Here is a 23507-nt window from a genome sequence, read left to right on the forward strand (position 1 = left end):
ATGGAGATGCTGACGTGGTTCGCGGCCCTGACGACCGGCCTGGTGCTGGGCGGTCTCCTCGGCGTGCTGTGGGCGCGCACCCGGGTGCCGCGCGAGGGCGAGTCGCGGGCGCTGGAGCAGCGTGCCGCCGACCAGGCGGTGGTCCGGGAGGGGCTGGAGCGGCTCGCCGACCAGATGCGCGACCTCGAGCACGACCGGGCGACCTGGCAGGGACAGTTCAACGAGCAGGTGACCGCGATCCGGCACAGCACCGACACCCTGCGCCGGGAGACCCAGTCACTGGCCACCGCCTTGCGCAAGCCCCAGGTCCGGGGGCGCTGGGGCGAGCTGCACCTGCGCCGGGCGGTCGAGCTGGCCGGGCTGGTCGAGCGGTGCGACTTCAGCGAGCAGGTCCAGCTCGACGGGGGCGCCCTGCGGCCGGACCTGGTCGTCCACCTGGCCGGCGACAAGAGCGTTGTGGTCGACGCCAAGGTCCCGCTCGACGCGTTCCTCGACGCCACCTCGACCGACGACGAGGCCGAGCGGGAGGCGCACCTGCGCCGGCACGCGCGGCAGCTGCGCACCCACACCGACGCGCTCTCGGCCAAGCGGTATTGGCGCTCGCTCGAGCACAGCCCCGAGTTCGTGGTGCTGTTCATCCCGGCCGAGGCGTTCCTGTCGGCGGCCCTCGAGGCCGATCCCGCCCTCCTGGAGCACGCGGCGACCCGCCGGGTGGTGCTGGCCACCCCGACCACGCTGATCGCGCTGCTGCGCACGGTCGCCCAGGGCTGGACCCACGAGGCGCTCGCCGACCGGGCCCGCGAGATCCACGAGCTCGGCCGCGAGCTGCACGAGCGGCTGGCGACCATGGGGGCGCACGTCGACAAGCTGGGGCGCTCCCTGGGCGCCGCCGTCGAGGCCTACAACGGCACCGTCGGCTCGCTCGAGGGCCGGGTGCTGGTCTCGGCCCGTCGGTTCACCGACCTCGGCCTGGATCTCGACGACGTGCCCGCCCCGCGTCAGCTCGAGGTGACGCCGCGCTCCCTGGGCGCGGACGAGTTCGCCGCGCTCGGGGACGACGCCGATCCGTTCTCCGACCCGCTGCCCTCGCCACCGGCGCGCCGCGCCCGGGGCGCCTGAGCCGCGCCCTACGGTGAAGGTGTGGCCAGGGCGCGCACCCTCTGGGAGGAAGGCACCGAGCCGGGACGACGGATCGTCCTCCTCGGTGTCGCGGTGACCCTGGCCGCGGTGGCCCTCGATCTGGCGCTCACCGGCGGTCTGGGCTGGCTGTACGACGTCGCCTTCGTGACGTCGTGCGTGGCGTTGGCGCTGCTGGTCCGGCCCCGGGACTTCTTCACCGTCGGCGTGCTGCCGCCCCTGCTCATGCTCGGCACCTTCGTGGTGCTGGCGCTCTCAGCACCCGAGCGGGTCGCGCACCCCAGGGACGGCGCCGTCCAGGCCGTGGTCACCGGGCTGGCCGGTCACTCCGGCGCCCTGCTGGTCGGCTACGTGCTGGCGCTGGCCTGCCTGGCCACCCGTCAGCGGGTGCTGGGTCAGCTCTCGAAGCGGCCCGGGTCGCCGGCCCCGCGGCGTACCACCGTCGGCGCGCCCTCGGAGTAGTCCACGACCGTCGTCGGCAGCGCCGGGCAGTCCCCCGCCTCGATGACCGCGTCGACGAGGTGGTCGAGCTCCTCCTTGATCTCCCAGCCGAGCGTCCGAGGCTCCTCCTCGCCGGGCAGGATCAGCGTGCTGCTCAGCAGCGGCTCGCCGAGCTCCTCGAGTAGCGCGCACGCGACCGGGTGGTCGGAGATCCGGACGCCGACCGTCTTCTTCTTCGCGTGCATCAGCCGCCGGGGCACCTCGCGGGTCGCCGGGAGGATGAACGTGTAGGGCCCCGGGGTGGCCGCCTTGATCGCCCGGAAGGCGTGGTTGTCGACGTGCACGAACTGTCCGAGCTGGGAGAAGTCCTTGCAGACCAGCGTGAAGTGGTGCTTGTCGTCGAGCTCGCGGATCTGCAGGATCCGGTCCCGACCGTCCCGGTTGTCGAGCCGGCAGCCCAGCGCGTAGCCCGAGTCGGTCGGGTAGGCGATCAGCGCGTCCTCACGCAGCATCGCCACCACCTGGCCCACGGTCCGGGGCTGGGGGTTGTCCGGGTGCAGGTCGAGGTACCGCGCCACGCCGCGACTACGCCTTCTGGGCGGCGCGCATGTCCCGGCGCAGCTCCGGCGGGAGCGCGAAGATCAGCGACTCCTCGGCCGTGTGCACCGCCTGGGCGTCCGGGTAGCCGCGCTCCGCGAGGAAGGCCAGCACCCCGTCGACCAGGTCCTCCGGGACCGACGCCCCCGAGGTCACGCTGACCGTGGAGACGCCCTCCAGCCAGGCCTCGTCGATCTCGGAGGCGTCGTCGACCCGGTACGACGCCTTCGCGCCGCTCTCGAGGGCGACCTCGACCAGCCGCACGGAGTTGGAGGAGTTGCCGGAGCCGACCACGATCACCAGGTCGGCGTCGTGGGCGATCTCCTTGACCGCGAGCTGGCGGTTCTGGGTGGCGTAGCAGATGTCGTCGCTGGGCGGGTCGAGCAGCGCGGGGAACCGCTCCCGGATGGCGGCGACCGTCTCGAGGGTCTCGTCCACCGAGAGCGTCGTCTGGGAGAGCCAGGCGACCCGCTCCGGGTCGCGCACCTCGATGCCGGCCACGTCGTCGGGCCCCTGGACGAGCTGGATGTGCGCGGGCGCCTCGCCGGCGGTCCCCTCGACCTCCTCGTGACCCTCGTGGCCGATCAGCAGGATGTCGTAGTCCTCGCCGGCGAACCGCTTCGCCTCGTGGTGCACCTTGGTGACCAGCGGGCAGGTGGCGTCGATCGTCTTCAGGCCCCGGTCCGCCGCCTGGCGGTGCACCGCGGGCGAGACCCCGTGCGCGGAGAACACCACGGTCCGGCCCTCGGGCACCTCGTCGAGCTCCTCGACGAAGATCGCACCCCGGCCCTCGAGGTTCGACACGACGTGCTTGTTGTGCACGATCTGCTTGCGCACGTAGACCGGGGCGCCGTAGAGGTCGAGGGCCTTCTCGACGGTGATCACGGCCCGGTCGACCCCCGCGCAGTAGCCGCGCGGCGCGGCCAGCCGGACGGCGCGCTCGGCCTCGTCGGGAGACAGGACGGCGGGAGTGCCCAGGTCGGTGCTCATGGGCCCGAGTCTAGGGGCGGGGCCGACACAGCCGAAGTCGCGGCCCGCCGCACGGCTAGGCTCCGCCCGTGCCCTCGCTGCGTGAGACGACCGCCGCCGCCCCCGCGCCCGTGCGCGCGGTGGCCAACGCCATCACCCAGTACGTCGACCGGCTGGGCACCGTCTGGGTCGAGGGGCAGGTGGCCCAGCTCAACCGCCGGCAGGGCATGGCCACGGTCTTCCTGACGCTGCGCGACCCGGTCGCCGACCTGTCGGTGACCGTCACCTGCGCCCGCGCGACCGTCGACAGCCTCGACCCGCCCCTGGTCGAGGGGGCCGGCGTGGTGATCCACGCCAAGCCGTCGTTCTACGCCACCCGGGGCACCTTCTCCCTCTACGCCCGCGAGATCCGCATGGTCGGCCTCGGCGAGCTGCTGGCCCGCATCGAGCGACGCCGCCAGCTGCTGGCCGCCGAGGGTCTGTTCGCGGTCGAGCTCAAGCGTCCGCTGCCGTTCCTGCCCGGCACGATCGGTCTGGTCACCGCGCCGGGCTCGGACGCCGAGCGCGACGTCGTCGAGAACACCCGTCGGCGCTGGCCGGCCGCCGCGATCCGGGTCGCCCCGGCCCGGATGCAGGGCCACCAGTGCGTCGTGGAGGTGCTGGACGCGCTGCGCCGACTCGATGCCGACCCGGCCGTCGACGTCATCGTGATCGCCCGCGGCGGCGGGTCGGTCGAGGACCTGCTGCCGTTCTCCGACGAGACCCTCGTCCGCGCGGTCCACCAGGCCCGCACCCCGGTCGTCTCCGCGATCGGCCACGAGGCCGACCAGCCGTTGCTGGACCTGGTCGCCGACGTGCGGGCCTCGACCCCCACCGACGCCGCGCGCCGCGTCGTACCGGACATGGCCGAGGAGACCGCGCGCGTCGCCCAGGCCCGCGATCGGCTCCGGGCCGCGGTCCGGCGCTTCGTGGACCGCGAGCAGACCGCCCTCACCGCGCTGCGCTCGCGGCCGGCCATGGCCGACCCGCGCACGCTGCTCGACGCCCGGGCCGACGAGGTGGTCCAGTGGCGGGACCGGGCCCGGCGCACGCTGGCACACCGCCTGGACCGGGCAGAGGACGACGTCCGGCACCAGGCGGCCCGGGCCCGGGCGCTCTCGCCGCTCGCGACCCTGCAGCGCGGGTACGCCGTGCTCCAGGACGCCGACGGCCACGTGCTCACCACCGTCGCCCCGCTGGCGCCCGGGCAGGCGATCTCGGTGCGGGTGGCCGACGGCCGGGTGCACGCCACGACCACCGACGTCGAGCCGGACCCGGTGCCCACCGACCCGCCGGACCCCGAGGAGGAGCCATGACCGAACAGGCCGAGGAGCGGCTGAGCTACGAGGACGCCCGCGAGGAGCTGGTCGCCGTCGTGCAACGGCTGGAGGCCGGCGGCACGCCGCTGGAGGAGACCCTGGCCCTCTGGGAGCGCGGCGAGCGGCTGGCCCGGGTCTGCCAGGAGTGGCTCGACGGGGCCCGCAAGCGGCTCGACGCCGTGATCGAGGCGGACCCCGAGGCCTGAGCCGGGCCCCGACCGCGGCCCGGAGCGGGCCCGGCCCGGAGCGGGCCCGGCCCTGCGGGCCCCAGAGCCGGCTCAGCCCGGCGTCATCGGTGGCACCGCCCGCGCCCCGTGCCGCTCCGCGCCGATCCCGGCGAGCACCACGCAGAGCACGCCGACCGCACCCAGCACCCCGGGCACCTGGTGCAGCGCGACCAGGCCGATCAGGAGGGCGAAGGCCGGCTCCAGGCTCATCAGGGTGCCGAACGCCGCGGTGCTCAGCCGCTTGAGTGCGAGCATCTCGAGGGCGAACGGCACGACCGGCAGCAGCACGGCCAGCCCGACGCCGTACACCCAGATCTCGGGGGTGAGCCGGCCGAACGCGGTCGGGCCCGCGACGAGCGTCGCCACCAGCCCCGCGACCGGCATCGACACGGCGAGACCACGGATCCCCGTGACCTGGTCGCCGACCCGCTGGGTGAGCAGGATGTACGCCGCCCAGCAGGCCGCCGCGGCCAGGGCGAAGCCGACGCCGGCCGGATCCGCGGCACCGCTCCACGGCTGGGTCAGGGCCAGCACCCCGACCGCCGCCAGGAGCGCCCACCGCCGCAGGTCTCCGTGACCGCGAGCCACGGCGACGCCAAGCGGGCCCAGGAACTCCAGCGCGCTGGCGGTGCCGAGGGGCAGCCTGGCCACGGCCTCCATGAACAGCAGGGTCACGGCCGCGATCACCACGCCCAGGGCCGCCGACGAGCGGAGTGCCTCGGGCGTGAAGTCGCTGCGGCGCGGGCGCACCAGGACCAGCAGGATCACGCCGGCCCAGAACAGCCGCAGCCACGCCGCGCCACCGGCGCCGATGTCGTCCACGAGGGAGACCGAGGCGGCCAGCCCGAGCTGGACGCAGAACATCGACCCGAGCGCCATGAGGGCTCCGGCTCGAGCGTGGTCGGCGCCGGATCGCGGCGACGGGAGGAGGGTGGCGTTGCTCATGCCCGCCATGGAACGCCACCCGCACCGTCCGCGTCCACGTGAATCTCCTGGACATACCGTTCGTGAATCGCGAACAATGCCACGATGGACACCCGACGCCTGCACCTGCTGGTCGAGCTCTCCCGACTCGGGTCGATGCGCGAGGTCGCCGACGCCGAGGGCCTGACCACCTCGACGGTGTCCCAGCAGCTGGCGGCCCTGGCCAAGGAGTCCGGCAGCACCCTGCTCGAGCCGGACGGCCGCCGAGTCCGGCTGACCCCCGCCGGCCGGCGCCTCGCCGACCACGCCGTGCGGATCCTGGCCGCCGTCGAGGCGGCCAGACGCGACCTCGACCCGTCCGCGGAGCCGAGCGGCACGGTCCGGGTGGCCGGCTTCGCGACCGCGATCCGACGCGCCCTGCTCCCCGCGATCCACGACCTGCGCGGCACTCACCCGGCGCTGCGCGTCGAGCTCGAGGAGTACGAGCCGCTCGAGGCCGTCCGGGCGCTGGCCGACGACCGCGTCGACCTGGCCCTCGTCTACGACTACAACCTCGCCCCCTCCTCACCGGGCGCACCGGGCGACGCCCACGAGTCGGTGCCGCTGTGGACGGCACCGTGGGGGCTGGGCGTCCCGGCGGGCGACCACACCGACGTCGCGGACCTGGACCGGTTCGCCGAGCACGTCTGGATCGTCAACTCCCGCAACACCGCGGACGAGGACGCCGTCCGCACCCTGGCCTCACTCGCCGGGTTCACCCCCGCGATCACCCATCGCATCGACAACCTGGACCTGGTGCAGGAGCTGATCGCCGACGGCCACGGGGTCGGCCTGCTGCCGCTGGGCCGGACCTACCGGCCCGGCGTCCAGGTGCTGCCGCTGCCCGAGCCCGGCGTCCTGCTCCGCGCCTACGCCCTCACCCGGCCCGGGCGCTCGACGTGGCCGCCGCTGCGGGCGGTGCTGGACCGGGTCGTCGACCGCTGAACGGCCGACACTCACGACGGGTCGATGGCCTGGGGGCCGACACTCACGACGGGTCGAGGGGTGATCGGCCGACACAAGCGACGGGTCGATGGCCTGGGGCCGACACAAGCGACGGGTCGAGGGCCTGGGGGCCGACACTCACGACGGGTCGAGGGGGGTGGTGACGAGGGACTCCGCGAAGCCGCGGACCTGCTCCTCGCCGGCACCGCCGAGCACCACGACGCTGGTGCCCTCGACCTCCGCGGCCACCGCGTAGTCGCCGCCGGAGTCGGTGAACGTCCGCCAGGTGCCGGCGACCTGGCTGTCCAGCTCGACCGGCTCGCCCTCCTCGGCGTCGGCGTCGACGAACTCCTCGACCAGGTCCTCGACCGGGTCGGTGCCCTGGCGCAGCCCGACGAACGACTCCTCGTCGGTGAGCAGCGACAGCGACCACGACGTCCCGACGTCGTAGTCGACGACGGTCGCCTGCCAGCCGTCGGGGAGCCTCGCTGGGTAGACCACCGGCAGCCCGTCCCCCGCCTGGATGCCCTCGACGCTGGTCAGGTAGTCGACCGGCGGCCGGTCGACGACCAGGTCGTCGCGGGTCGCGGCCCGGAAGGCGACGAACGCGACGATCACCGCGACCGTGACCACCAGCGCGCCGACCATCCCGCCCATGCTGCGCTGGTAGCGGCCACCCTGTTCACTCACGACCTCATTGTCTCCGCCGCGCCCAACGCCGCGCCTCGGAGGGTCCGATGTTCCTCAGATACGGCGGAATCTGGCTATTCTCACCGCATCTGCGGCACACTGGGACCGTGCACACCTACCGGATCGCGGAGGCCGCCGAGCTGCTCGGGGTCAGCGACGACACCGTCCGGCGCTGGATCGACCAGGGCCGGCTGGCCGCGACGACCCAGGACGGCCGCAGCGTGATCCGGGGCACCGACCTGGCCGACCATGCCGTGGCCCTGGCCCAGCGACCGGACCGGGACACCCCCCGCGCGGCGGCGGTCAGCGCCCGGAACCGGCTGCCGGGACTCGTCACCCGGGTCACCCTCGACACCGTCATGGCCCAGGTGGAGATGATCTGCGGGCCCTACCGCCTGGTCTCGCTGATGAGCGCCGAGGCCGCCCGGGAGCTCGGGCTCGAGCCGGGGGCGCGTGCGATCGCCTCGGTCAAGTCGACCAACGTCGTCGTCGAGAGGCCCTGACGTGACCCGTCGGACCCGCCGGGCCCTGGCCGCGGCCCTCCTGGTCCCCCTGGCCGGGTGCTCGACGGGCACCGGCGCCGGAGACGCGGACACGCTGACCGTGCTCGCGGCGGCCTCGCTGACCGATGTCTACGCCGAGCTGGCCACCGAGTTCGAGGCCGAGCACCCGGGGGTCGACGTCGAGCTCTCGTTCGGCTCCAGCACCGAGCTGGCCGAGCAGGCCGCCGACGGCGCCCCCGGCGACGTGCTCGCCACCGCCGACCCGATCTCGATGCGGGTCGCCACCGACGCCGACGCGACCGCGACGGAGCCGGTGGTGTTCGGCACCAACTCGATGGTGCTGGTGGTCCCGGCCGGCAACCCGGCCGGGATCGCCGGCCTCGACGACCTGGCCGGGAGCACCTGGGTCCGGTGCGCCGACGAGGTCCCCTGCGGCCGGGTGGCGCTGGCGCTGGTCGAGCAGAACGGGCTGAGCTCCGAGCCCGCGAGCCTGGAGCAGGACGTGCGCTCGGCCCTCGAGAAGGTGACCTCGGGCGAGGCCGACGCCGGGCTCGTCTACGCCACCGACGCGGCATCCGCCGGCGACGCCGTGGAGGTCGTCCCGGTGCCCGGCGCCGGGCGGGCCGCGACGTCGTACCTGCTGGCCGTCCTGGACGGCGCCCAGGCCCCCGGGCTGGCGCAGGACTGGGTGGACCTGGTGCTCTCCGAGGCCGGCCGGACCGTCCTGACCGACGCCGGGTTCGGCGCACCGTGAGGACCGCCCCGGACCCGCTCGGCCGGCCGCCGGCGCTGCTCCTGGTCCCGGCGGCCCTCGCGACCGCCCTGCTGGTGGTGCCGCTGGCCGCCATGGTCGCGGCGGTGGACTGGCCCGGGCTCCCGGCCCAGCTGCGCTCGGAGCCGCTGCGGGACGCCCTGTGGCTGTCGCTCACCACCTCCACCGCCGCGATGCTGGTCTGCCTGCTGCTCGGGCTGCCGCTGGCCTGGCTCCTGGCCCGCGTGGACTTCGCCGGCCGCGGAGCCCTCCGCGCCCTGGTCACGGTCCCGCTCGTCCTGCCCCCGGTGGTCGCCGGGGTGGCCCTGCGCACTGCGTTCGGGCGCACCGGCGTGCTGGGCGCGCCCCTGGAGGAGCTCACCGGCTTCAGCTTCCCCTTCACCGTGTGGGGCGTGGTGCTCGCCCACGTGTTCGTGTCGCTGCCGTTCGTGGTGATCGCGGTCGAGGGCGCGCTCCGCTCGGCCAACCCCGAGTACGACGCCGCGGCGGCCACGCTCGGCGCCTCGCGCTGGACCGGCTTCCGGCGGGTCACGGTGCCGCTCGCGCTGCCGGGCATCCTCGCCGGCATGGTGCTCGGCTGGGCCCGGTCGCTGGGCGAGTTCGGGGCGACGATCACGTTCAACGGCAACTACCCGGGCCGCACCCAGACCATGCCGACCCTGATCTACGTGACCCGCCAGGCCGACCAGGACGCGGCGCTGGCGCTCAGCCTGGTAATGCTGGTGGTCTCGGTGGCGATCCTGGTCATGCTGCGCGACCGCTGGCTGGTGACGCCGTGAGCTTCGACGTGCGGCTCACCGTGCCGGGGCGGCTGGAGGCCGGGCTGACCGCGGCGGACGGCGACGTGGTGGCGGTGATCGGGCCGAACGGGGCCGGCAAGTCCACCCTGGTGCGGGCGCTGGCCGGCCTGGTCCAGGCCGACGGCCACGCCCGGCTCGACGGCGTCAACCTGCTCCGGGTGCCGGCCCGCGACCGGCACGTCGGCCTGGTCTTCCAGGACCAGATGCTCTTCCCGCACCTGACCGCGCGCGACAACGTCGCGTTCGGCCCTCGCGCCCGCGGCGTGCCACGGGCCGAGGCCGACGCCGCCGCGGTGGCCTGGTTGGACCGGCTCGGGGTGGCAGAGCTGGCCGGACGGCGACCGCGGCAGCTCTCGGGCGGCCAGGCGCAGCGGGTCGCGATCGCCCGCGCCCTGGCCGCCGACCCGAGGCTGCTCCTGCTCGACGAGCCGATGGCCGGGCTCGACGTCGGGGTGGCGACCAGCCTGCGGCTCGAGCTCTCCGCGCACCTCGCCGAGTTCACCGGCGTCACCCTCCTGGTCACCCACGACGCGATCGACGCGCTCACCATCGCCTCGCACGTGCTCGTGGTCGACGAGGGCCGGGTCGCCCAGTTCGGCACCCCGCTGGAGGTCTCGCAGCAGCCGGCCACCGACCACGTGGCCCGGCTGGTCGGGCTGAACGTGCTCCGCCGGGGAGACCTGCTGCGGGCGTTCAGCCCGACCGCGGTCACCGTCGACGTCCAGGAGCCGCACGGGTCGGCGCGGAACCGGTGGCCGGGCCGGGTCGCGGCGGTCAGCCCGCACGGCGGCACCCTGCGGCTGGTGGTGCGCACCACCGACGGACCGGAGCTGATCGCCGACGTCACGCCGGCCGCGGCCACCGAGCTCGGTCTGACCCCGGGTCGGGCGGTGTGGCTCTCGGTCAAGGAGTCCTCGGTGCGGTCGTACGCCGCGGCACCGGCCTGAGCCGTTACCATCGCGCCATGTCCGACACCACCGCGCCGTCGTCGTCCGCCGTCAGCTCCGAGAGGCCGGACCGCAACCTGGCCCTGGAGCTGGTCCGGGTCACCGAGGCGGCCGCCATGGCCGCCGGCCGATGGGTCGGACGTGGCGACAAGAACGGTGCCGACGGCGTCGCCGTCAACGCGATGCGGGTGCTGATCTCCAGCATCGGCATGTCCGGCACCGTGGTCATCGGCGAGGGCGAGAAGGACAACGCCCCCATGCTCTACAACGGCGAGCAGGTCGGCGACGGCAACGGACCGGAGTGCGACGTCGCGGTCGACCCGATCGACGGCACGACGCTGGCCGCCAAGGGCATGACGAACGCGATCTCGGTGCTGGCGGTGGCCCCTCGGGGCACGATGTACGACCCGTCGGCGGTGTTCTACATGGAGAAGCTGGTCACCGGCCCGGAGGCCGCCGAGGTGGTCGACATCCGGCTCCCGGTCGCCGAGAACATCCACCTCGTCGCCAAGGCGAAGGGCGTCACGCCCGAGGACGTCACGGTCGTGCTGCTCGACCGCCCGCGCCACGAGCGGATCGCCGAGGAGATCCGGGCGACCGGTGCCCGGATCAAGTTCATCACCGACGGTGACGTCGCCGGGGCGATCATGGCGGCCCGCCCCGAGACCGGCATCGACCTGCTGCTCGGCATCGGCGGCACCCCCGAGGGGATCATCGCGGCCTGCGCGATGAAGTGCCTGGGCGGCACGATCCAGGGCCGGCTGTGGCCCACCGATGACGAGGAACGGCAGCGCGCGATCGACGCCGGCCACGACCTCGACGCCGTGCTCTCGACCGACCAGCTGGTGACCGGTGACGACTGCTTCTTCGTCGCCACCGGGATCACCGACGGCGAGCTGATGCGCGGCGTGCGCTACCGCGCCGGCGGTGCCACGACGCACTCGCTGGTGATGCGCTCGCGCAGCGGCACGATCCGCTCGATCACCAGCGAGCACCGGCTCTCCAAGCTGCGCTCCTACTCCGCGGTCGACTTCGAGCACTGAGCCGCGGCCCGGGACCGGGCCGCACTCGGGCCTCTCTGGAGCCCTCGCGCCTCAGGCGGAGCGGCGGGCGCGCCGGGCGGCGGCCGAGCGCTGGATCCCCAGCTCGGCGACCACGGCGTCGGCGACCCGCGGGTCGACGGCCATGCCCACGTGGCTGGCCCGCACCTCCACCGCGCGGGCGGCCGGGTCGATGCAGGAGCGCCAGTCGACCAGCCCGTCCCAGCGGGAGTAGATCGCGCTGAAGTCGACGTCCGGCGGCAGCGGCGAGCGCGACTCCTCCCACGCCTCGCGGGCGCAGACCCCGCCGACGCAGTCCTCGGACATCAGCCCGGGGACGCCGGCCCGGGTCAGCCGGACCAGCACGTCGGTCGCCGAGAGCAGCACCGGGTGGGCGGTGCCGGGCGCCAGCATCGGGCTGCCCATCGTGACGATGCCCGAGACCAGGTCGGGGCGGCGGACCGCCAGCCCCCGCGCCAACATGCCGCCGAGGCTGTGCCCGACGATCCGGACCCGGCTCCCCCGCCGGGCCGCGATCGCCTCCAGCCGTCGCTCCAGCAGGGCCGTGTTCCCCCGCATGCAGGAGACGTTGGTCCGGATCTGACTGCGGTAGGTGCGGTAGCCGTGCCGCCGCAGCGTGGCGGCCATCAGCCGGAGGGAGTAGTCCCCCGCGAGGAATCCCGGGACCAGCAGCACCGGCTCCCCCGCCCGGGCCGGGCTGCGCCGGACGTACGGCGTGGCCCGCAGCTCGCGGCGTACCGCCACGGCCCGCCACGACGCCCGGCCGACCTCGGGCGCCAGCCGGAGCTCCTGCACCAGCGAGCGGAACCGCGGCTGGGCGTACCCCTCGGGCGCGAGGAACGGTGCCAGGTGGTTGCCCATCCCCTCACGGTAGGGCGCTCACGGCCCGAATCGACGGCAATTGTCCGCATCCGCAACCATGTCGTGTTGGATGGAGGCATGACGACCTCCCGACCGATCACCACGTCCGAGGAGCTCTTCGCCCCGGTCAGCCCGGGCGTCGAGCTGTGCTACCAGACCTTCGGCGACCCCGCCGACGAGCCGCTCCTGCTGGTGATGGGCCTGGGCGGGCCGATGCTGTGGTGGGACACCGGATTCTGCGAGCAGCTGGCCGGCCAGGGCTTCCGCGTGATCCGCTACGACAACCGCGACACGGGGCGATCCTCGACGATGCGCGGCCGGGTCAGCCGGCTGGCGCTGGTCCGGGCGTTCGCCGGCCGGCGGGTCACGGCGCCGTACTCGCTGTCCGACATGGCGGCCGACGCCGTCGGCCTTCTCGACCACCTCGGGCTGGACTCCGCGCACGTCGCCGGCATCTCGATGGGCGGCATGATCGCCCAGACCATGGCCCTCGAGCACACCCCGCGGGTGCGGACGCTGACCTCGATCATGTCCACGACCGGGAAGCGGACCGTCGGCTGGCAGGACCCGAAGCTGATCCCGCGCCTGCTCGCGGGACGCCAGGTGGACCGCGAGGCGTACGTCGCCACGTCGGCCGCGTTCTGGAAGCTGATCGGCTCACCCGGCTTCCCGGCCACCCCGGAGCACCAGCGCCGCAAGGCCGAGGACACCTTCGACCGGGGGATCAACGGGCCGGGCGTCCTGCGGCACATGATGGCCGTGCTGACCCAGCCGAACCGGACCGCCGCCCTGCACGGGCTGCGCACGCCGACCCTGGTCGTGCACGGCATGGCCGACCGGATGGTGCACGTCTCCGGCGGCCGGGCCACCTCCGCGGCGATCCCGGGCTCCGAGCTGCTGCTGGTCGACGGCATGGGCCACGACCTGCCCGAGCCGCTGTGGCCGACGATCACCCAGGCGATCCGGCGCACCGCCGACCGGGCCGACCGGGCCGAGAGGGCCGACCGGGCGGACCGGGCGGACCGGGCGGACCGGCGCTAGCGAACCGGGAGTGAAACCCGGGCGACCGGGTACCCCTTGCCTCGCGGTCGCACGGATGGTGTGATCTGGGCCTCGGAGCAGCAGGGGGTAGGGATGACCGGACGACGGGACGGACGGACACGGCTCGGCCATCGGGCTCGTCGGGGTCGTCGGGGCTTCGCGACCGCGGCGGCGGTGGTCCTGCTCTCCTCCGCACTCGCGGCCTGTGGCGGCGACTCGGGCACCGAGCTGATCTGGTACACGAACCCCGACACGGGCGGCCAGGCCAAGCTGGCCGAGAAGTGCAGCACCGACGACTACACGATCACCACGCAGGTGCTCCCCCAGGACGCCAGCCAGCAGCGCATCCAGCTGGTGCGCCGGCTGGCCGCCGGTGACACCGAGATCGACCTGATGAGCCTCGACCCACCCTTCACCGCCGAGTTCGCCGAGGCCGGCTACCTGGCCGACATCCCGGACGGGCTCGAGCAGAAGCTCACCGACCAGTCCTTCGAGGGTGCCGTGGACGCGGCCACGTGGGAGGACCAGATGGTCGTGGCACCGTTCTGGTCCAACACCCAGGTGCTCTGGTACCGCAAGTCGTTCGTGGAGAAGACCGACCTGGACGTGAGCCAGCCGGTCACCTGGGAGCAGGTGATCCGGGCGGCCGACGAGAACGGCGGCAAGGTCGCCGTCCAGGCCAACAAGTACGAGGGCTACGCGGTCTGGATCAACGCCCTGTTCGAGGGAGCCGGCGGCCGACTGGTCGAGGACGTGGAGCAGGGAGCGGACGCCACCGTGACCGTCGACTCCCCGGCCGGCGAGGACGCGGCACGGGTCGTCGAGCAGCTGGCCTCGTCCAAGGCGGCCCCGGCAGACCTCTCGGTGTCCAACGAGGGCACCGCCGTGGCCACCTTCGGCTCCGACGCCGGCGCCTTCATGGTCAACTGGACGTTCGTCTGGACGGCCTACGGAGACGACCCGGTTTCCAAGGACATCGGCTTCACCCGGTATCCGCGCACCGTCGAGGGCGAGGAGTCGGCCCCGCCCTACGGCGGCATCGGGCTCGGCGTCAACGCCGCGACCGAGAGCAGGTCCGAGGCCATGTCGGCCGTCGAGTGCATCACCAGCCCCGAGAACCAGGCCTTCTACGCCAACGACTCGGGGAACATGCCGGCCAGTGCGGCCGGCTACGACGACCCCAAGCTGCGGGAGACCTACGGCCAGGACCTCCTCGACCTCTTCCAGCAGAGCGTGGAGGCGGCAGCACCGCGCACGGTCTCGCCCTACTGGAGTGACATCTCGCTCTCCCTGCAGAGCACCTGGCACCCGCCGTCGTCCGTCGACGGCCAGACCCCCGGGCAGTCCGCGGACTTCATGTCCCAGGCACTGCAGGCAGAGAGGTTGCTGTGAGCACCGCCGTCTCCCCGGACCAGAGGTCCACGACCCGCAAGACCGGCAGGCAGGCGCGGTCGCCGAGCACGGAGCGCTCCCGCGCCGAGAACCGCCTCGGCCTCAAGCTGGTCGCGCCGGCCGTCGTGCTGATGCTGCTGGTCACCGCCTACCCCATGCTGCAGGCGCTGTACCTCTCGCTGTTCCGCTACCGGCTGACCAACCCCGACGACCGCCAGTTCATCGGCTTCGACAACTACGTGACCGCGCTGAGCGACCAGCTGTTCTGGCAGGATCTGTGGAACACCGTCGTGATCATGGTGGTCACGGTCGCGGTCGAGCTGGTCATCGGCTTCGCGTTCGCCATGGTGATGCACCGGGTGATCTTCGCCCGCGGCGTGATCCGCACCTCGATCCTGATCCCCTACGGCATCATCACCGTGGTCTCGGCCTTCGCCTGGCAGTTCGCGTTCAGCCTCAACAACGGGTTCGTGAACGGCTGGTTCAGCTGGCTCCCGTGGATCGCCGCCGACACGAACTGGTTCGGCGACCACTGGCACGCGATGTTCGCGATCATGGTCTCGGAGATCTGGAAGACCACGCCGTTCATGGCGCTCCTGCTCCTGGCCGGGCTGTCCCAGGTCTCGGAGGACATGATCGAGGCCGCCAAGGTGGACGGCGCGACCTGGTGGCAGCGGCTGTGGAAGGTGATCCTGCCGAACATGCGGGCCGCGATCATGGTCGCGGTGCTCTTCCGGGCCCTCGACGCCTTCCGCATCTTCGACAACATCTTCGTCATGACCAAGGGAGCGCAGGAGACCGAGTCCTCGTCCTTCCTGACCTACAGACAGGTGATCGAGCAGTTCCAGCTGGGCATGGGCTCCGCCCTGTCCGTGCTGCTCTTCCTGTCGGTGCTGGTCCTGGCCTACGGGATCGTCAAGCTGTTCCGGGTGGACCTGTCGCAGGCGAGGGGTGAGGGCTGATGCAGGGCAGGACGGGAGTCGGGATCTGGGCCGGGTTCGCGGCGATCATGGTGTGGTGCCTGCTGCCGGTGGTGTGGATCATCATGCTGTCGTTCAAGTCGGTCGACGAGACCTCGGCCGGCAGCCCCCAGTTCTTCCCTCAGGACTTCACGCTCGCCAACTACGGGGACATCCTCTCCGACAGCGACTTCACGAACGCGCTGATCAACTCGTTCGGGATCTCGCTGATCGCGACCGTGCTGTCGGTCATCTTCGCCACGTTCACGGCCTACGCGATCGCTCGGCTGGAGTTCCGCGGCAAGAAGCTGGTGCTGTCGATCGCGCTGGCGATCGCCATGTTCCCGGTCGTCGCGCTGGTCGGCCCGCTGTTCGACATGTGGCGGACGTTCGGGCTCTTCAACACCTGGCCCGGGCTGATCATCCCCTACATGTCGTTCACGCTGCCGCTGGCGATCTGGACGCTCTCGGCCTTCTTCCGTGAGATCCCGTGGGAGATGGAGCAGGCCGCGCAGGTGGACGGTGCGACGTCGTGGCAGGCGTTCCGCAAGGTGATCGTCCCGCTGGCGGCGCCGGGGGTGTTCACCGCGGCGATCCTCACGTTCTTCTTCGCCTGGAACGAGTTCGTCCTCGCCATCTCCCTGACCACCACGGTCGACGGCGGCGCGACCTCGACAGGAGCCAGGACCGTGCCTGCGCAGATGTCGTTCTTCGTGGGCCCGGACCCGTTCAACCCGCCGTACTCGCAACTGGCGACCGCCTCGGTCGTCGTGACGATCCCGATCATCGTCATCGTCCTGCTTTTCCAGCGCAAGATCGTCGCCGGCCTCACCTCCGGCGCAGTGAAGGGGTGACCCGATGGCCGCCATCGACATGAAGAACATCGTCAAGAAGTACGGCGACGGGTTCCCCGCCGTGAACGACGTCAGCATCGACGTCGCAGACGGGGAGTTCATGATCCTCGTCGGACCGTCGGGCTGCGGGAAGTCGACGCTCCTGCGCATGATCGTCGGGCTCGAGGACATCACCGAGGGCGAGATGGTCATCGGCGACAAGGTGGTCAACGACCTCGCACCACGGGACCGGAACCTGGCCATGGTGTTCCAGAACTACGCGCTCTACCCGCACCTGACCGTGTTCGAGAACATCGCGTTCCCGCTTCGACTGGCCGGCGTCTCCGACGACGAGGTCGACCGGTTGGTCCGCGAGGCCTCGAAGACCCTGGAGCTCGACGAGCACCTCGACCGCAAGCCGGGCAACCTGTCCGGAGGCCAGCGCCAGCGGGTGGCGATGGGCCGGGCGATCGTGCGCGACGCCGACGCGTTCCTCTTCGACGAGCCGCTGTCCAACCTCGACGCCAAGCTGCGCGGCCAGATGCGCACCGAGATCTCCCGACTGCAGAAGCGACTGGGGATCACCACCGTCTACGTCACCCACGACCAGACCGAGGCGATGACGCTCGGCGACCGGGTCGCGGTGCTCAAGAGGGGCGTGCTGCAGCAGCTCGCCACGCCGCGCGAGCTCTACGTCAACCCGGGCAACCTCTTCGTCGCCGGGTTCATCGGCTCGCCGCCGATGAACTTCCTGCCCGCGACCGTCGAGGGCCGGACCGTGAAGCTGCCGTTCGGCGAGGTGCAGATCCCCGAGGAGCACGCCCGCAAGGCCGAGGGCAAGGGTCTGCTCATCGCCGGCATCCGCCCGGAGCACTTCGAGGACGCCTCGGTGAAGCAGGACACCTCCGAGGGGTCGACCTTCCGGGCCACCGTCGACGTCGTGGAGTGGCTCGGCAACGAGGCCTACGCCTACATCCCGTTCGAGGCGGGGTCCGAGGTCCGCGACCAGCTCGCCGAGCTGGAGCGCGACCTGGAGGGCGAGTCCATGCGCAGCCAGCTGGTGGTCTCCCTCGACGGTGCCAGCCGGGTCGCCGAGGGCGACGAGGCGGAGATCTGGGTGGACACCTCGAAGATCCACCTCTTCGACCCGGCCACCGGCGAGAACCTCACCGTCGACCTCGAGCACGCCGGCCGGATCCCGGCCAACGACGATCCCGAGGCGCTCGCCGAGGCCGAGCGGCGGGCCGACGAGGGCGAGGCGGAGCGGGCCCAGGCGCAGGGCGCCTGAGCCCGCCGGCCGTCCGTCCGACCCGCCTCTGGGTCGGCGGGTCGCTCAGTCGCTGAGGCGCTCTCCGGTGTCGGTGTCGAAGACGTGGACCTGGTGCGGGTCGGTGGTGACGTGGATGGTCTCGCCCTTGCGGACGTGGTCGCGACCGGTGACCCGGATGATCAGGTCGTGCGGGGTGCCCTCGACGCCGGAGGTGCCGTAGACGAACGCGTCGGCGCCGAGCTCCTCGACCACGGTGACCTTGACCGGCAGCCCGCCCTCCTCGGCGCTGACCAGGCGCCAGGCCTCGGGGCGGACCCCGACGGTGATGTTGCCGGTCATCCGGTGCGAGGCGCCCTCGTCGACCGGGACGAGGTACTCCCCGATCTTGGCCTGGCCGTTCTCGGCGCGGGCCTCGAGCAGGTTCATCTGCGGTGAGCCGATGAACCCGGCCACGAACAGGTTGACCGGCTTGTCGTAGAGGTTCAGTGGGGTGTCGACCTGCATCAGCTCGCCGAGCTTCATCACCGCCACCCGGTCCCCCATCGTCATCGCCTCGACCTGGTCGTGGGTGACGTAGACCGTGGTCACCCCCAGGTCGGCCTGGAGCTTGGCGATGTCGGTGCGGGTCTGGACCCGCATCTTGGCGTCCAGGTTCGACAGCGGCTCGTCCATGCAGAACACCTGCGGCTGCCGCACGATCGCCCGCCCCATCGCCACGCGCTGCCGCTGACCGCCCGAGAGCGCCTTGGGCTTGCGGTCCAGGAACTCCTCCAGTCCGAGGATCTTGGCCGCCTCCGCGACCCTGGTCTTGCGCTCGGCCTCGGGGACCTTGGCCATCTTCAACGAGAACGCCATGTTGTCCGCGACCGACATGTGCGGGTAGAGCGCGTAGTTCTGGAACACCATCGCGATGTCGCGGTCCTTGGGTGGGGCGTGGGTGATGTCGCGATCACCGATGAAGATCTGCCCCTCGTTGCACTCCTCCAACCCCGCCAACATCCGCAGCGTGGTGGACTTGCCGCAGCCCGAGGGCCCGACCAGGACCATGAACTCGCCGTCCTCGATCTCCAGATCGATGCCGGGCACCGCCGGCTCGGCGGCGCCGGGGTACCAGCGCTGGGCCTGCTTGAACGAAACCGTTGCCATGACTCTTCTCCTTCACCGGCAGGTACGTGCCGGACGATCCGTAGTGAAGTGACCTGGGTCACACTAGCGAGCACTGACAGAGATCAGCTCCGCCTCCTCGGGATGCCAGTCGGGCGGGGCGTCGACGAGCTCGAGACCCGCGCCGTCCGCGCGCCAGCGCACTGCCAGCGGGTCGATGACGCCGCCGATGAACGCGTCCGAGTCGCCGCGGTTCTCGAAGGCCAGGAAGACCGGTGGACCGTCCCCCGTCGGCACCAGCTTGCCGACGTACAGCCGTTCGCTCGTCAGCCGCACGGCGGCCGCGACGTCCACAGGGGCGCCGGGTCCGTCCACGGCCACGGTCCAGACGCCGCCGCCACCCACCCCGACGCCGGGCATCTCCGGGCCGAGGCAGGAGAACATCAGCACCCACCGGCCCTCGACGCAGGTCACCGAGATCACCTCGAGCTGGTCGAACCGCCCGGTCGGCGAGCTCAGCGGAGCGCCGACCCGCCAGCTCCGCAGGTCGGCGGAGGTGGCATGCCCGACGACGCCGTCGCCCGCACCGCCCGGGTGTCCGCCCGCCGCCTGCGCGGTCACGTACATGTGCCACAGCCCGGCGTCGTCGCGCACCACCCAGGGGTCGCGCCAGTGCTCCTGGTGGCCCTGGCCCGCCCACCGGCGGTACCAGCGCCGGTCGGCTTCGAGCAGCAGGTCCCCCGAGCGCTCCCACCGGTGCAGGTCCGCGGAGGTGGAGACCCCGATCCGCTGCACCCGCCCCTCCTCGGCCTGCGCGACGCCGGTGCTGAACAGGTGCCACCCACCGTCGTCGTCCCGGACCACGCTGCCGGTCCAGGTGGCCAGGTCGTCGAAGGCGCCCAGCGGCTGTGGGACCAGGGCGTCCTCGACCCGGGTCCAGTCCCGCAGGTCGCGCGAGACGGCGTGGCCGACCGAGGCGTTGAGGTGGCGCAGCTCCGGGTCCCCGAGGGACCGCGGCGCCTTCAGGAAGAACAGGTGGTACGCCGGGTGGTCGGCGTCCGTGTGCCGGTCGTCGACCACCCAGAAGTCCCACACCCACTCGTCGGTGAGGTCGAACATGCGCTACCCCTTGACCGCTCCGGAGGTCAGGCCACGGACGAAGAAGCGCTGCAGGGCGAAGAACACGACCATCGGCAGCACCATGGAGACGAAGGCGCCGGCCGTCAGCAGCTCCCGTCCCAGGCCCTGCGTCCCGAGCAGGCTCTGCAGCTCGACGATCACGGTCGCGTTGCCGCCCGAGCCCAGGAAGAGCTTGGCGATGAGGAAGTCGTTCCACACCCAGAGGAACTGCAGGATCGCGAACGCCGCCAGCGCCGGCACCGACATCGGCACGATCAGCCGCCAGAACGTCTGGTAGTGCGTGGCTCCGTCCATCTTCGCCGACTCGATGATCGTCTTGGGCAGCGTGGCCATGTAGTTGCGCAGGACGTAGATCGCCAACGGCATGCCGAAGCCGGTGTGCAGCAGCCACACCGCGAAGAACTCCTGGCTGATGTCCAGGCCGCGGGGGCCGAGCAGGTTCAGCATCGGCTGGAAGGCCACCTGGATCGGGATCACCATCACCGCGACGATGCCGACGAACAGGAAGTCCTTGCCGCGGAACTCCATGAACGTGAAGGCGTAGGCGGCGAACGCGGCGAACATGATCGGGATCACCGTGGCCGGGATCGCCACCACCAGGCTGTTGACGAAGCCGCTGCCGAGGTCCGTGCCCTCGAACACGCGACGGTAGTTGTCGGTGGTCCAGCCGGCGTTGCCCGGGTTGAACAGGATCGTCCACCACCCGGTGCTGGCAGCGTCGATCCGGGACCGGAACGAGGTGACCAGCAGGCCCAGCGTCGGCAGTGTCCACAGCACGCACAGCGCGAGCATGCCGAGGATCGAGACCCAGCTGCGGCGCCGGCCGTCCTTCATGGTGCCGGGCGTCCGGCTCGGAGTGGAGCGGGTGGCCTTCGTGGCCAGGCCCGCCTCCTTGGTGACCGTCGTGGAGCTCATCGGTTCATCTCCTCCTGCCGGAAGTGCCGGACCTGGTAGATCAGCACCGGGGTCACCGCCAGCAGCAGGATCACCACGATGGCCGAGGCGACTCCCGCGTTGCCGCGGGCGAACAGCTCCTTGAAGAACAGGTTCGCGATCACGTCGGTGTTGTCCCGGCCGTTGGTCAGCACGTAGACGATGTCGAAGACCTTCAGCACCAGGATCAGCACCGTGATGAAGACCGTGATGATGGTCCCCTTCATCTGCGGGATCAGGACCTGCCAGAAGATCTGCCACTCCGACGCCCCGTCGATCCGGGCCGCCTCGATGGTGTCCTCCGGGACTCCCTTGATCGCCGAGGACAGGAGGATCATGGCGAAGCCGACCTGGAGCCAGATCAGGATCACCATCAGCAGGATCGAGTTCAGCTTGGCGGTCTCGATCGACAGCCAGGTCTGGGCCTCCCCGCCGAGCGTGGTCCAGATCGCGTTGAGCAGCCCGACCTGCTCGTCGCCGATGGAGAAGTCGTAGACGAGACCCCAGATGGCCGACGCGCCGACGAACGAGATCGCCATCGGCAGGAAGATCACGCTCTTCGACACGCTCTCACCGCGGGTCGAGAGCCGGTCGGCGAGCACGGCCACGATGGTGCCGAGCGCCACGGTGACCGCCGGCACGATCATCAGCCACAGCAGGTTGTTGAAGATCGCGCTGCGGAAAGCCTCACTGCCGAAGATCGTCTTGTAGTTCTCCAGGCCGACGTAGCTCTCGCTGTCCTGGTCGGCGAAGGAGAAGTTGATCGTCTGCAGCGCCGGGTAGATGAGCATCAGCGAGATGAAGCCCAGGCCGGGGAGCAGGTAGGCGTAGGGGATCAGGCCGAGCGAGGCCCGCTGCGGAAGCCCCTCCACCAGCATGTTGAGGAAGTAGAACAGCACCGCCGCCCCGCCGACCCCCACCACGACCGCGACGACGCCGATCAGCACCGCGCTGTCGAAGTAGACCTCGGGCAGGATCGAGAACGACATGAACACCGTGTACATGACGTACCCGGTGACCACCATGCCGACCAGGCCGCCGCCGATCTTGCGGGCGCTGGCCCGGCCGTGGACGACCCCGGAGTCCGGGGCGGACCCCGGCGCCGGAGCGCCGGGGTCCTCCACGGCCGTGGTCATGACGCCGGCCAGGTCTCTTCGATCTGGTCGAGCGTCTCCTGGCTCGACTGACCACCCATCCAGTCGACCATCCCGACCCAGAAGCTGTCGGAGCCGACCGCCTTGGGCATCAGGTCGGAGGCGTCGAACCGGAACACGTCGGCGTCGGCCGCCAGCTGGGCGATCGCCCGGGTGGTGTCGTCGGCGTACTGGCTGTCGTCGAAGGTGGCGTGCGGGGACAGCCAGCCACCGACCTGGGCCCACTCGCCGCCGAACTCGTCGGAGGTCAGGAAGGTCATGACCTCCTTGACGTCGTCGTCGTCGCCGTTGAAGGTCGCGGCCAGGTCACCGCCGCCGAGCAGCGGCTGCCCGTCGTAGCCGCCCTCGTAGGCCGGGAAGTAGAACGTGCCCACCGAGCCGTCGAGGTCGGCCTGGACGTCCTTGGGGTAGAAGCCGGTCGCGAAGTTGCCCTGGCGGTGCAGGTAGCAGCTGGGCTCGGCCTTGAACGCCGGGGTCATCGCGTCGGCGAAGCCGGTGTTGAGGATGCCCTTGGCGCCGCCGAGGACCATGTCGTCGCTCTTGGCGATCTCACCGAAGGCGTCGAGCGCCTCGACGATCTGCGGGTCGTTGAACGGGATCTCGTGGGCGACCCACTGGTCGTACACGTCCGGACCGTGCAGGCGCAGGACCATCTCCTCGAGCCAGTCCGTCCCGACCCAGCCGGTGGCCTGGTCGGACTCCCAGCCCATGCACCACGGCTTGGTGCCGTCGGCCGCGATCTTGTCGGCCTCCGACATGAGCTCCTGGAAGGTGGCCGGCTCGGTGTTGTAGCCGGCGTCCTCGTAGGCGGGCTTGGGGTACCAGACGATGCTCTTGACCGCCATCCGCATCGGCGCGCCGTAGACGGTGCCGTCGGCGGTGGCCGCGTCGAGGAACCCGGGGATCAGCGTCTCCTCGATGGCGCCGATGTCGATGACGTCCTCCATCGGAGTCATGTCGTCGGCGAGCTCGATGAGCCCGCCCGGCTGGGGGAAGAGCCCGATGTCGGGCGCGTCGCCGGAGTTCACCTTCTGCACGATCGTGGTGGTGAAGTCGGTGTCCTCGGTGTACTCGATGTCGATCCCGGACTCGTCCTCGAACGCCTTGAGGGAGGCCTCGAAGGCGTCCTTCTCCGGGCCGCCGAACGCGCCGAGGATGGTGACCTTGCCGTCCCCGTCGTCCGAGCCACCCGAGCCGCCGCCGCCTCCGTCGTCGGACTGGAGGCATCCCGAGGTGATCAGCGCCAACGTGGCGGCCACTCCGACCGCTGCCAGCCGGCGTCGCTGTCCTGTCGCCATCTTCGCTCCCTGTGTTGGCAGTGAGGACGCGCCGACCGCGCCCTGCGTAAACGTTTGCAATCGATCGTGACGCACATCACGGCATCTCGTCAAGGGGGGTACGCAAACGTTT

25 protein-coding genes are annotated in these 23507 nt (G+C 71.8%); 15 read left to right on the top strand and 10 right to left on the bottom strand.

Annotated elements, in window-relative coordinates:
- Positions 1-1119: a DNA recombination protein RmuC gene (locus IE331_RS12050; protein ID WP_192143670.1), complete on the top strand. Its 1119-nt coding sequence runs from the start codon at positions 1-3 to the stop codon at positions 1117-1119.
- Positions 1120-1140: 21 nt separating this feature from the next.
- Positions 1141-1599: a DUF6542 domain-containing protein gene (locus tag IE331_RS12055; protein WP_192143671.1), complete on the top strand. Its 459-nt coding sequence runs from the start codon at positions 1141-1143 to the stop codon at positions 1597-1599.
- On the opposite strand, the gene IE331_RS12060 is transcribed toward IE331_RS12055, so the two are convergent.
- Complete coding sequence (locus tag IE331_RS12060) at positions 1533-2156, bottom strand: L-threonylcarbamoyladenylate synthase (RefSeq protein WP_192143672.1); 624 nt, start codon at positions 2154-2156, stop codon at positions 1533-1535. The two genes, IE331_RS12055 and IE331_RS12060, sit on opposite strands and share 67 nt — an antisense overlap.
- Before the next feature lie 7 nt (positions 2157-2163).
- Positions 2164-3165: a 4-hydroxy-3-methylbut-2-enyl diphosphate reductase gene (locus IE331_RS12065; protein WP_192143673.1), complete on the bottom strand. Its 1002-nt coding sequence runs from the start codon at positions 3163-3165 to the stop codon at positions 2164-2166.
- A 68-nt stretch (positions 3166-3233) separates the two neighbouring features.
- Between IE331_RS12065 and xseA the strand changes: the two genes are divergently transcribed.
- Both xseA and IE331_RS12075 read left to right on the top strand, forming a co-directional pair.
- Positions 3234-4499 (top strand): exodeoxyribonuclease VII large subunit, encoded by a 1266-nt coding sequence (gene xseA, locus IE331_RS12070; protein ID WP_318646818.1) that lies wholly within the window; start codon positions 3234-3236, stop codon positions 4497-4499.
- Entirely contained in the window at positions 4496-4708 is a 213-nt protein-coding gene (locus IE331_RS12075) for an exodeoxyribonuclease VII small subunit (protein WP_192143674.1), read from the top strand. The genes xseA and IE331_RS12075 overlap by 4 nt, the downstream gene beginning before the upstream one ends.
- Before the next feature lie 72 nt (positions 4709-4780).
- Here the strand turns inward: IE331_RS12075 and IE331_RS12080 are convergent, their stop codons facing one another.
- The gene (locus IE331_RS12080; protein ID WP_201931717.1) at positions 4781-5674 is read right to left on the bottom strand and encodes an EamA family transporter; all 894 of its coding nucleotides are present in this window, start codon (positions 5672-5674) and stop codon (positions 4781-4783) included.
- Positions 5675-5758: 84 nt separating this feature from the next.
- Here IE331_RS12080 and IE331_RS12085 point away from each other — a divergent pair, with 84 nt between their 5' ends.
- Positions 5759-6637 (top strand): LysR family transcriptional regulator, encoded by an 879-nt coding sequence (locus IE331_RS12085; RefSeq protein ID WP_192143675.1) that lies wholly within the window; start codon positions 5759-5761, stop codon positions 6635-6637.
- Positions 6638-6775: 138 nt separating this feature from the next.
- Here the strand turns inward: IE331_RS12085 and IE331_RS12090 are convergent, their stop codons facing one another.
- Positions 6776-7327: a DUF4245 domain-containing protein gene (locus tag IE331_RS12090; RefSeq protein WP_192143676.1), complete on the bottom strand. Its 552-nt coding sequence runs from the start codon at positions 7325-7327 to the stop codon at positions 6776-6778.
- Positions 7328-7434: 107 nt separating this feature from the next.
- Here IE331_RS12090 and IE331_RS12095 point away from each other — a divergent pair, with 107 nt between their 5' ends.
- Genes IE331_RS12095 through glpX form a run of 5 tightly spaced genes read left to right on the top strand, consistent with a single transcriptional unit; the run spans position 7435 to position 11392 of the window.
- Complete coding sequence (locus tag IE331_RS12095; protein WP_192143677.1) at positions 7435-7830, top strand: TOBE domain-containing protein; 396 nt, start codon at positions 7435-7437, stop codon at positions 7828-7830.
- Between the two features lies 1 nt (position 7831).
- Positions 7832-8584 (top strand): molybdate ABC transporter substrate-binding protein, encoded by a 753-nt coding sequence (gene modA, locus IE331_RS12100; RefSeq protein ID WP_201931719.1) that lies wholly within the window; start codon positions 7832-7834, stop codon positions 8582-8584.
- Positions 8581-9381, top strand: a complete 801-nt coding sequence (gene modB / locus IE331_RS12105; protein WP_201931727.1) for a molybdate ABC transporter permease subunit — start codon at positions 8581-8583, stop codon at positions 9379-9381. Before modA ends, modB begins: the two co-directional genes overlap by 4 nt.
- Positions 9378-10349 (top strand): sulfate/molybdate ABC transporter ATP-binding protein, encoded by a 972-nt coding sequence (locus tag IE331_RS12110; protein ID WP_192143678.1) that lies wholly within the window; start codon positions 9378-9380, stop codon positions 10347-10349. The genes modB and IE331_RS12110 overlap by 4 nt, the downstream gene beginning before the upstream one ends.
- A 17-nt stretch (positions 10350-10366) precedes the next feature.
- Positions 10367-11392 (top strand): class II fructose-bisphosphatase, encoded by a 1026-nt coding sequence (gene glpX, locus IE331_RS12115; protein WP_192143679.1) that lies wholly within the window; start codon positions 10367-10369, stop codon positions 11390-11392.
- A 51-nt stretch (positions 11393-11443) separates the two neighbouring features.
- Here glpX and IE331_RS12120 read toward each other — a convergent pair whose 3' ends face one another.
- Positions 11444-12271, bottom strand: a complete 828-nt coding sequence (locus IE331_RS12120) for an esterase/lipase family protein (protein ID WP_192143680.1) — start codon at positions 12269-12271, stop codon at positions 11444-11446.
- A 78-nt stretch (positions 12272-12349) separates the two neighbouring features.
- Between IE331_RS12120 and IE331_RS12125 the strand changes: the two genes are divergently transcribed.
- The 5 genes from IE331_RS12125 (at position 12350) to IE331_RS12145 (ending at position 17784) form a co-directional block, all read left to right on the top strand.
- Entirely contained in the window at positions 12350-13312 is a 963-nt protein-coding gene (locus tag IE331_RS12125) for an alpha/beta fold hydrolase (RefSeq protein ID WP_192143681.1), read from the top strand.
- Positions 13313-13405: 93 nt separating this feature from the next.
- A complete protein-coding gene (locus tag IE331_RS12130) occupies positions 13406-14704 on the top strand; it encodes an extracellular solute-binding protein (protein WP_192143682.1) in 1299 nt (432 codons plus the stop codon).
- Positions 14701-15666, top strand: coding sequence for a carbohydrate ABC transporter permease (locus IE331_RS12135; protein WP_318646819.1), 966 nt, complete (start codon positions 14701-14703; stop codon positions 15664-15666). Before IE331_RS12130 ends, IE331_RS12135 begins: the two co-directional genes overlap by 4 nt.
- A complete protein-coding gene (locus tag IE331_RS12140) occupies positions 15666-16517 on the top strand; it encodes a carbohydrate ABC transporter permease (RefSeq protein ID WP_192143683.1) in 852 nt (283 codons plus the stop codon). Before IE331_RS12135 ends, IE331_RS12140 begins: the two co-directional genes overlap by 1 nt.
- A gap of 4 nt (positions 16518-16521) precedes the next feature.
- Complete coding sequence (locus IE331_RS12145) at positions 16522-17784, top strand: ABC transporter ATP-binding protein (protein WP_192143684.1); 1263 nt, start codon at positions 16522-16524, stop codon at positions 17782-17784.
- Between the two features lie 45 nt (positions 17785-17829).
- Here IE331_RS12145 and IE331_RS12150 read toward each other — a convergent pair whose 3' ends face one another.
- From IE331_RS12150 to IE331_RS12170, 5 genes are all read right to left on the bottom strand, one after another.
- On the bottom strand, positions 17830-18912 hold the full coding sequence (locus tag IE331_RS12150; protein ID WP_192143685.1) for an ABC transporter ATP-binding protein: 1083 nt from the start codon (positions 18910-18912) through the stop codon (positions 17830-17832).
- 63 nt (positions 18913-18975) lie between these two features.
- On the bottom strand, positions 18976-19989 hold the full coding sequence (locus IE331_RS12155; RefSeq protein WP_192143686.1) for a glycoside hydrolase family protein: 1014 nt from the start codon (positions 19987-19989) through the stop codon (positions 18976-18978).
- A 3-nt stretch (positions 19990-19992) separates the two neighbouring features.
- A complete protein-coding gene (locus IE331_RS12160; RefSeq protein WP_201931730.1) occupies positions 19993-20925 on the bottom strand; it encodes a carbohydrate ABC transporter permease in 933 nt (310 codons plus the stop codon).
- Complete coding sequence (locus IE331_RS12165; RefSeq protein ID WP_192143687.1) at positions 20922-22079, bottom strand: carbohydrate ABC transporter permease; 1158 nt, start codon at positions 22077-22079, stop codon at positions 20922-20924. Before IE331_RS12165 ends, IE331_RS12160 begins: the two co-directional genes overlap by 4 nt.
- Positions 22076-23395, bottom strand: a complete 1320-nt coding sequence (locus IE331_RS12170; RefSeq protein WP_192143688.1) for an ABC transporter substrate-binding protein — start codon at positions 23393-23395, stop codon at positions 22076-22078. Before IE331_RS12170 ends, IE331_RS12165 begins: the two co-directional genes overlap by 4 nt.
- Between the last annotated feature and the right edge of the window lie 112 nt (positions 23396-23507).

It is taken from the genome of Nocardioides donggukensis (genome assembly GCF_014842875.1).
Lineage (GTDB): Bacteria > Actinomycetota > Actinomycetes > Propionibacteriales > Nocardioidaceae > Nocardioides > Nocardioides donggukensis.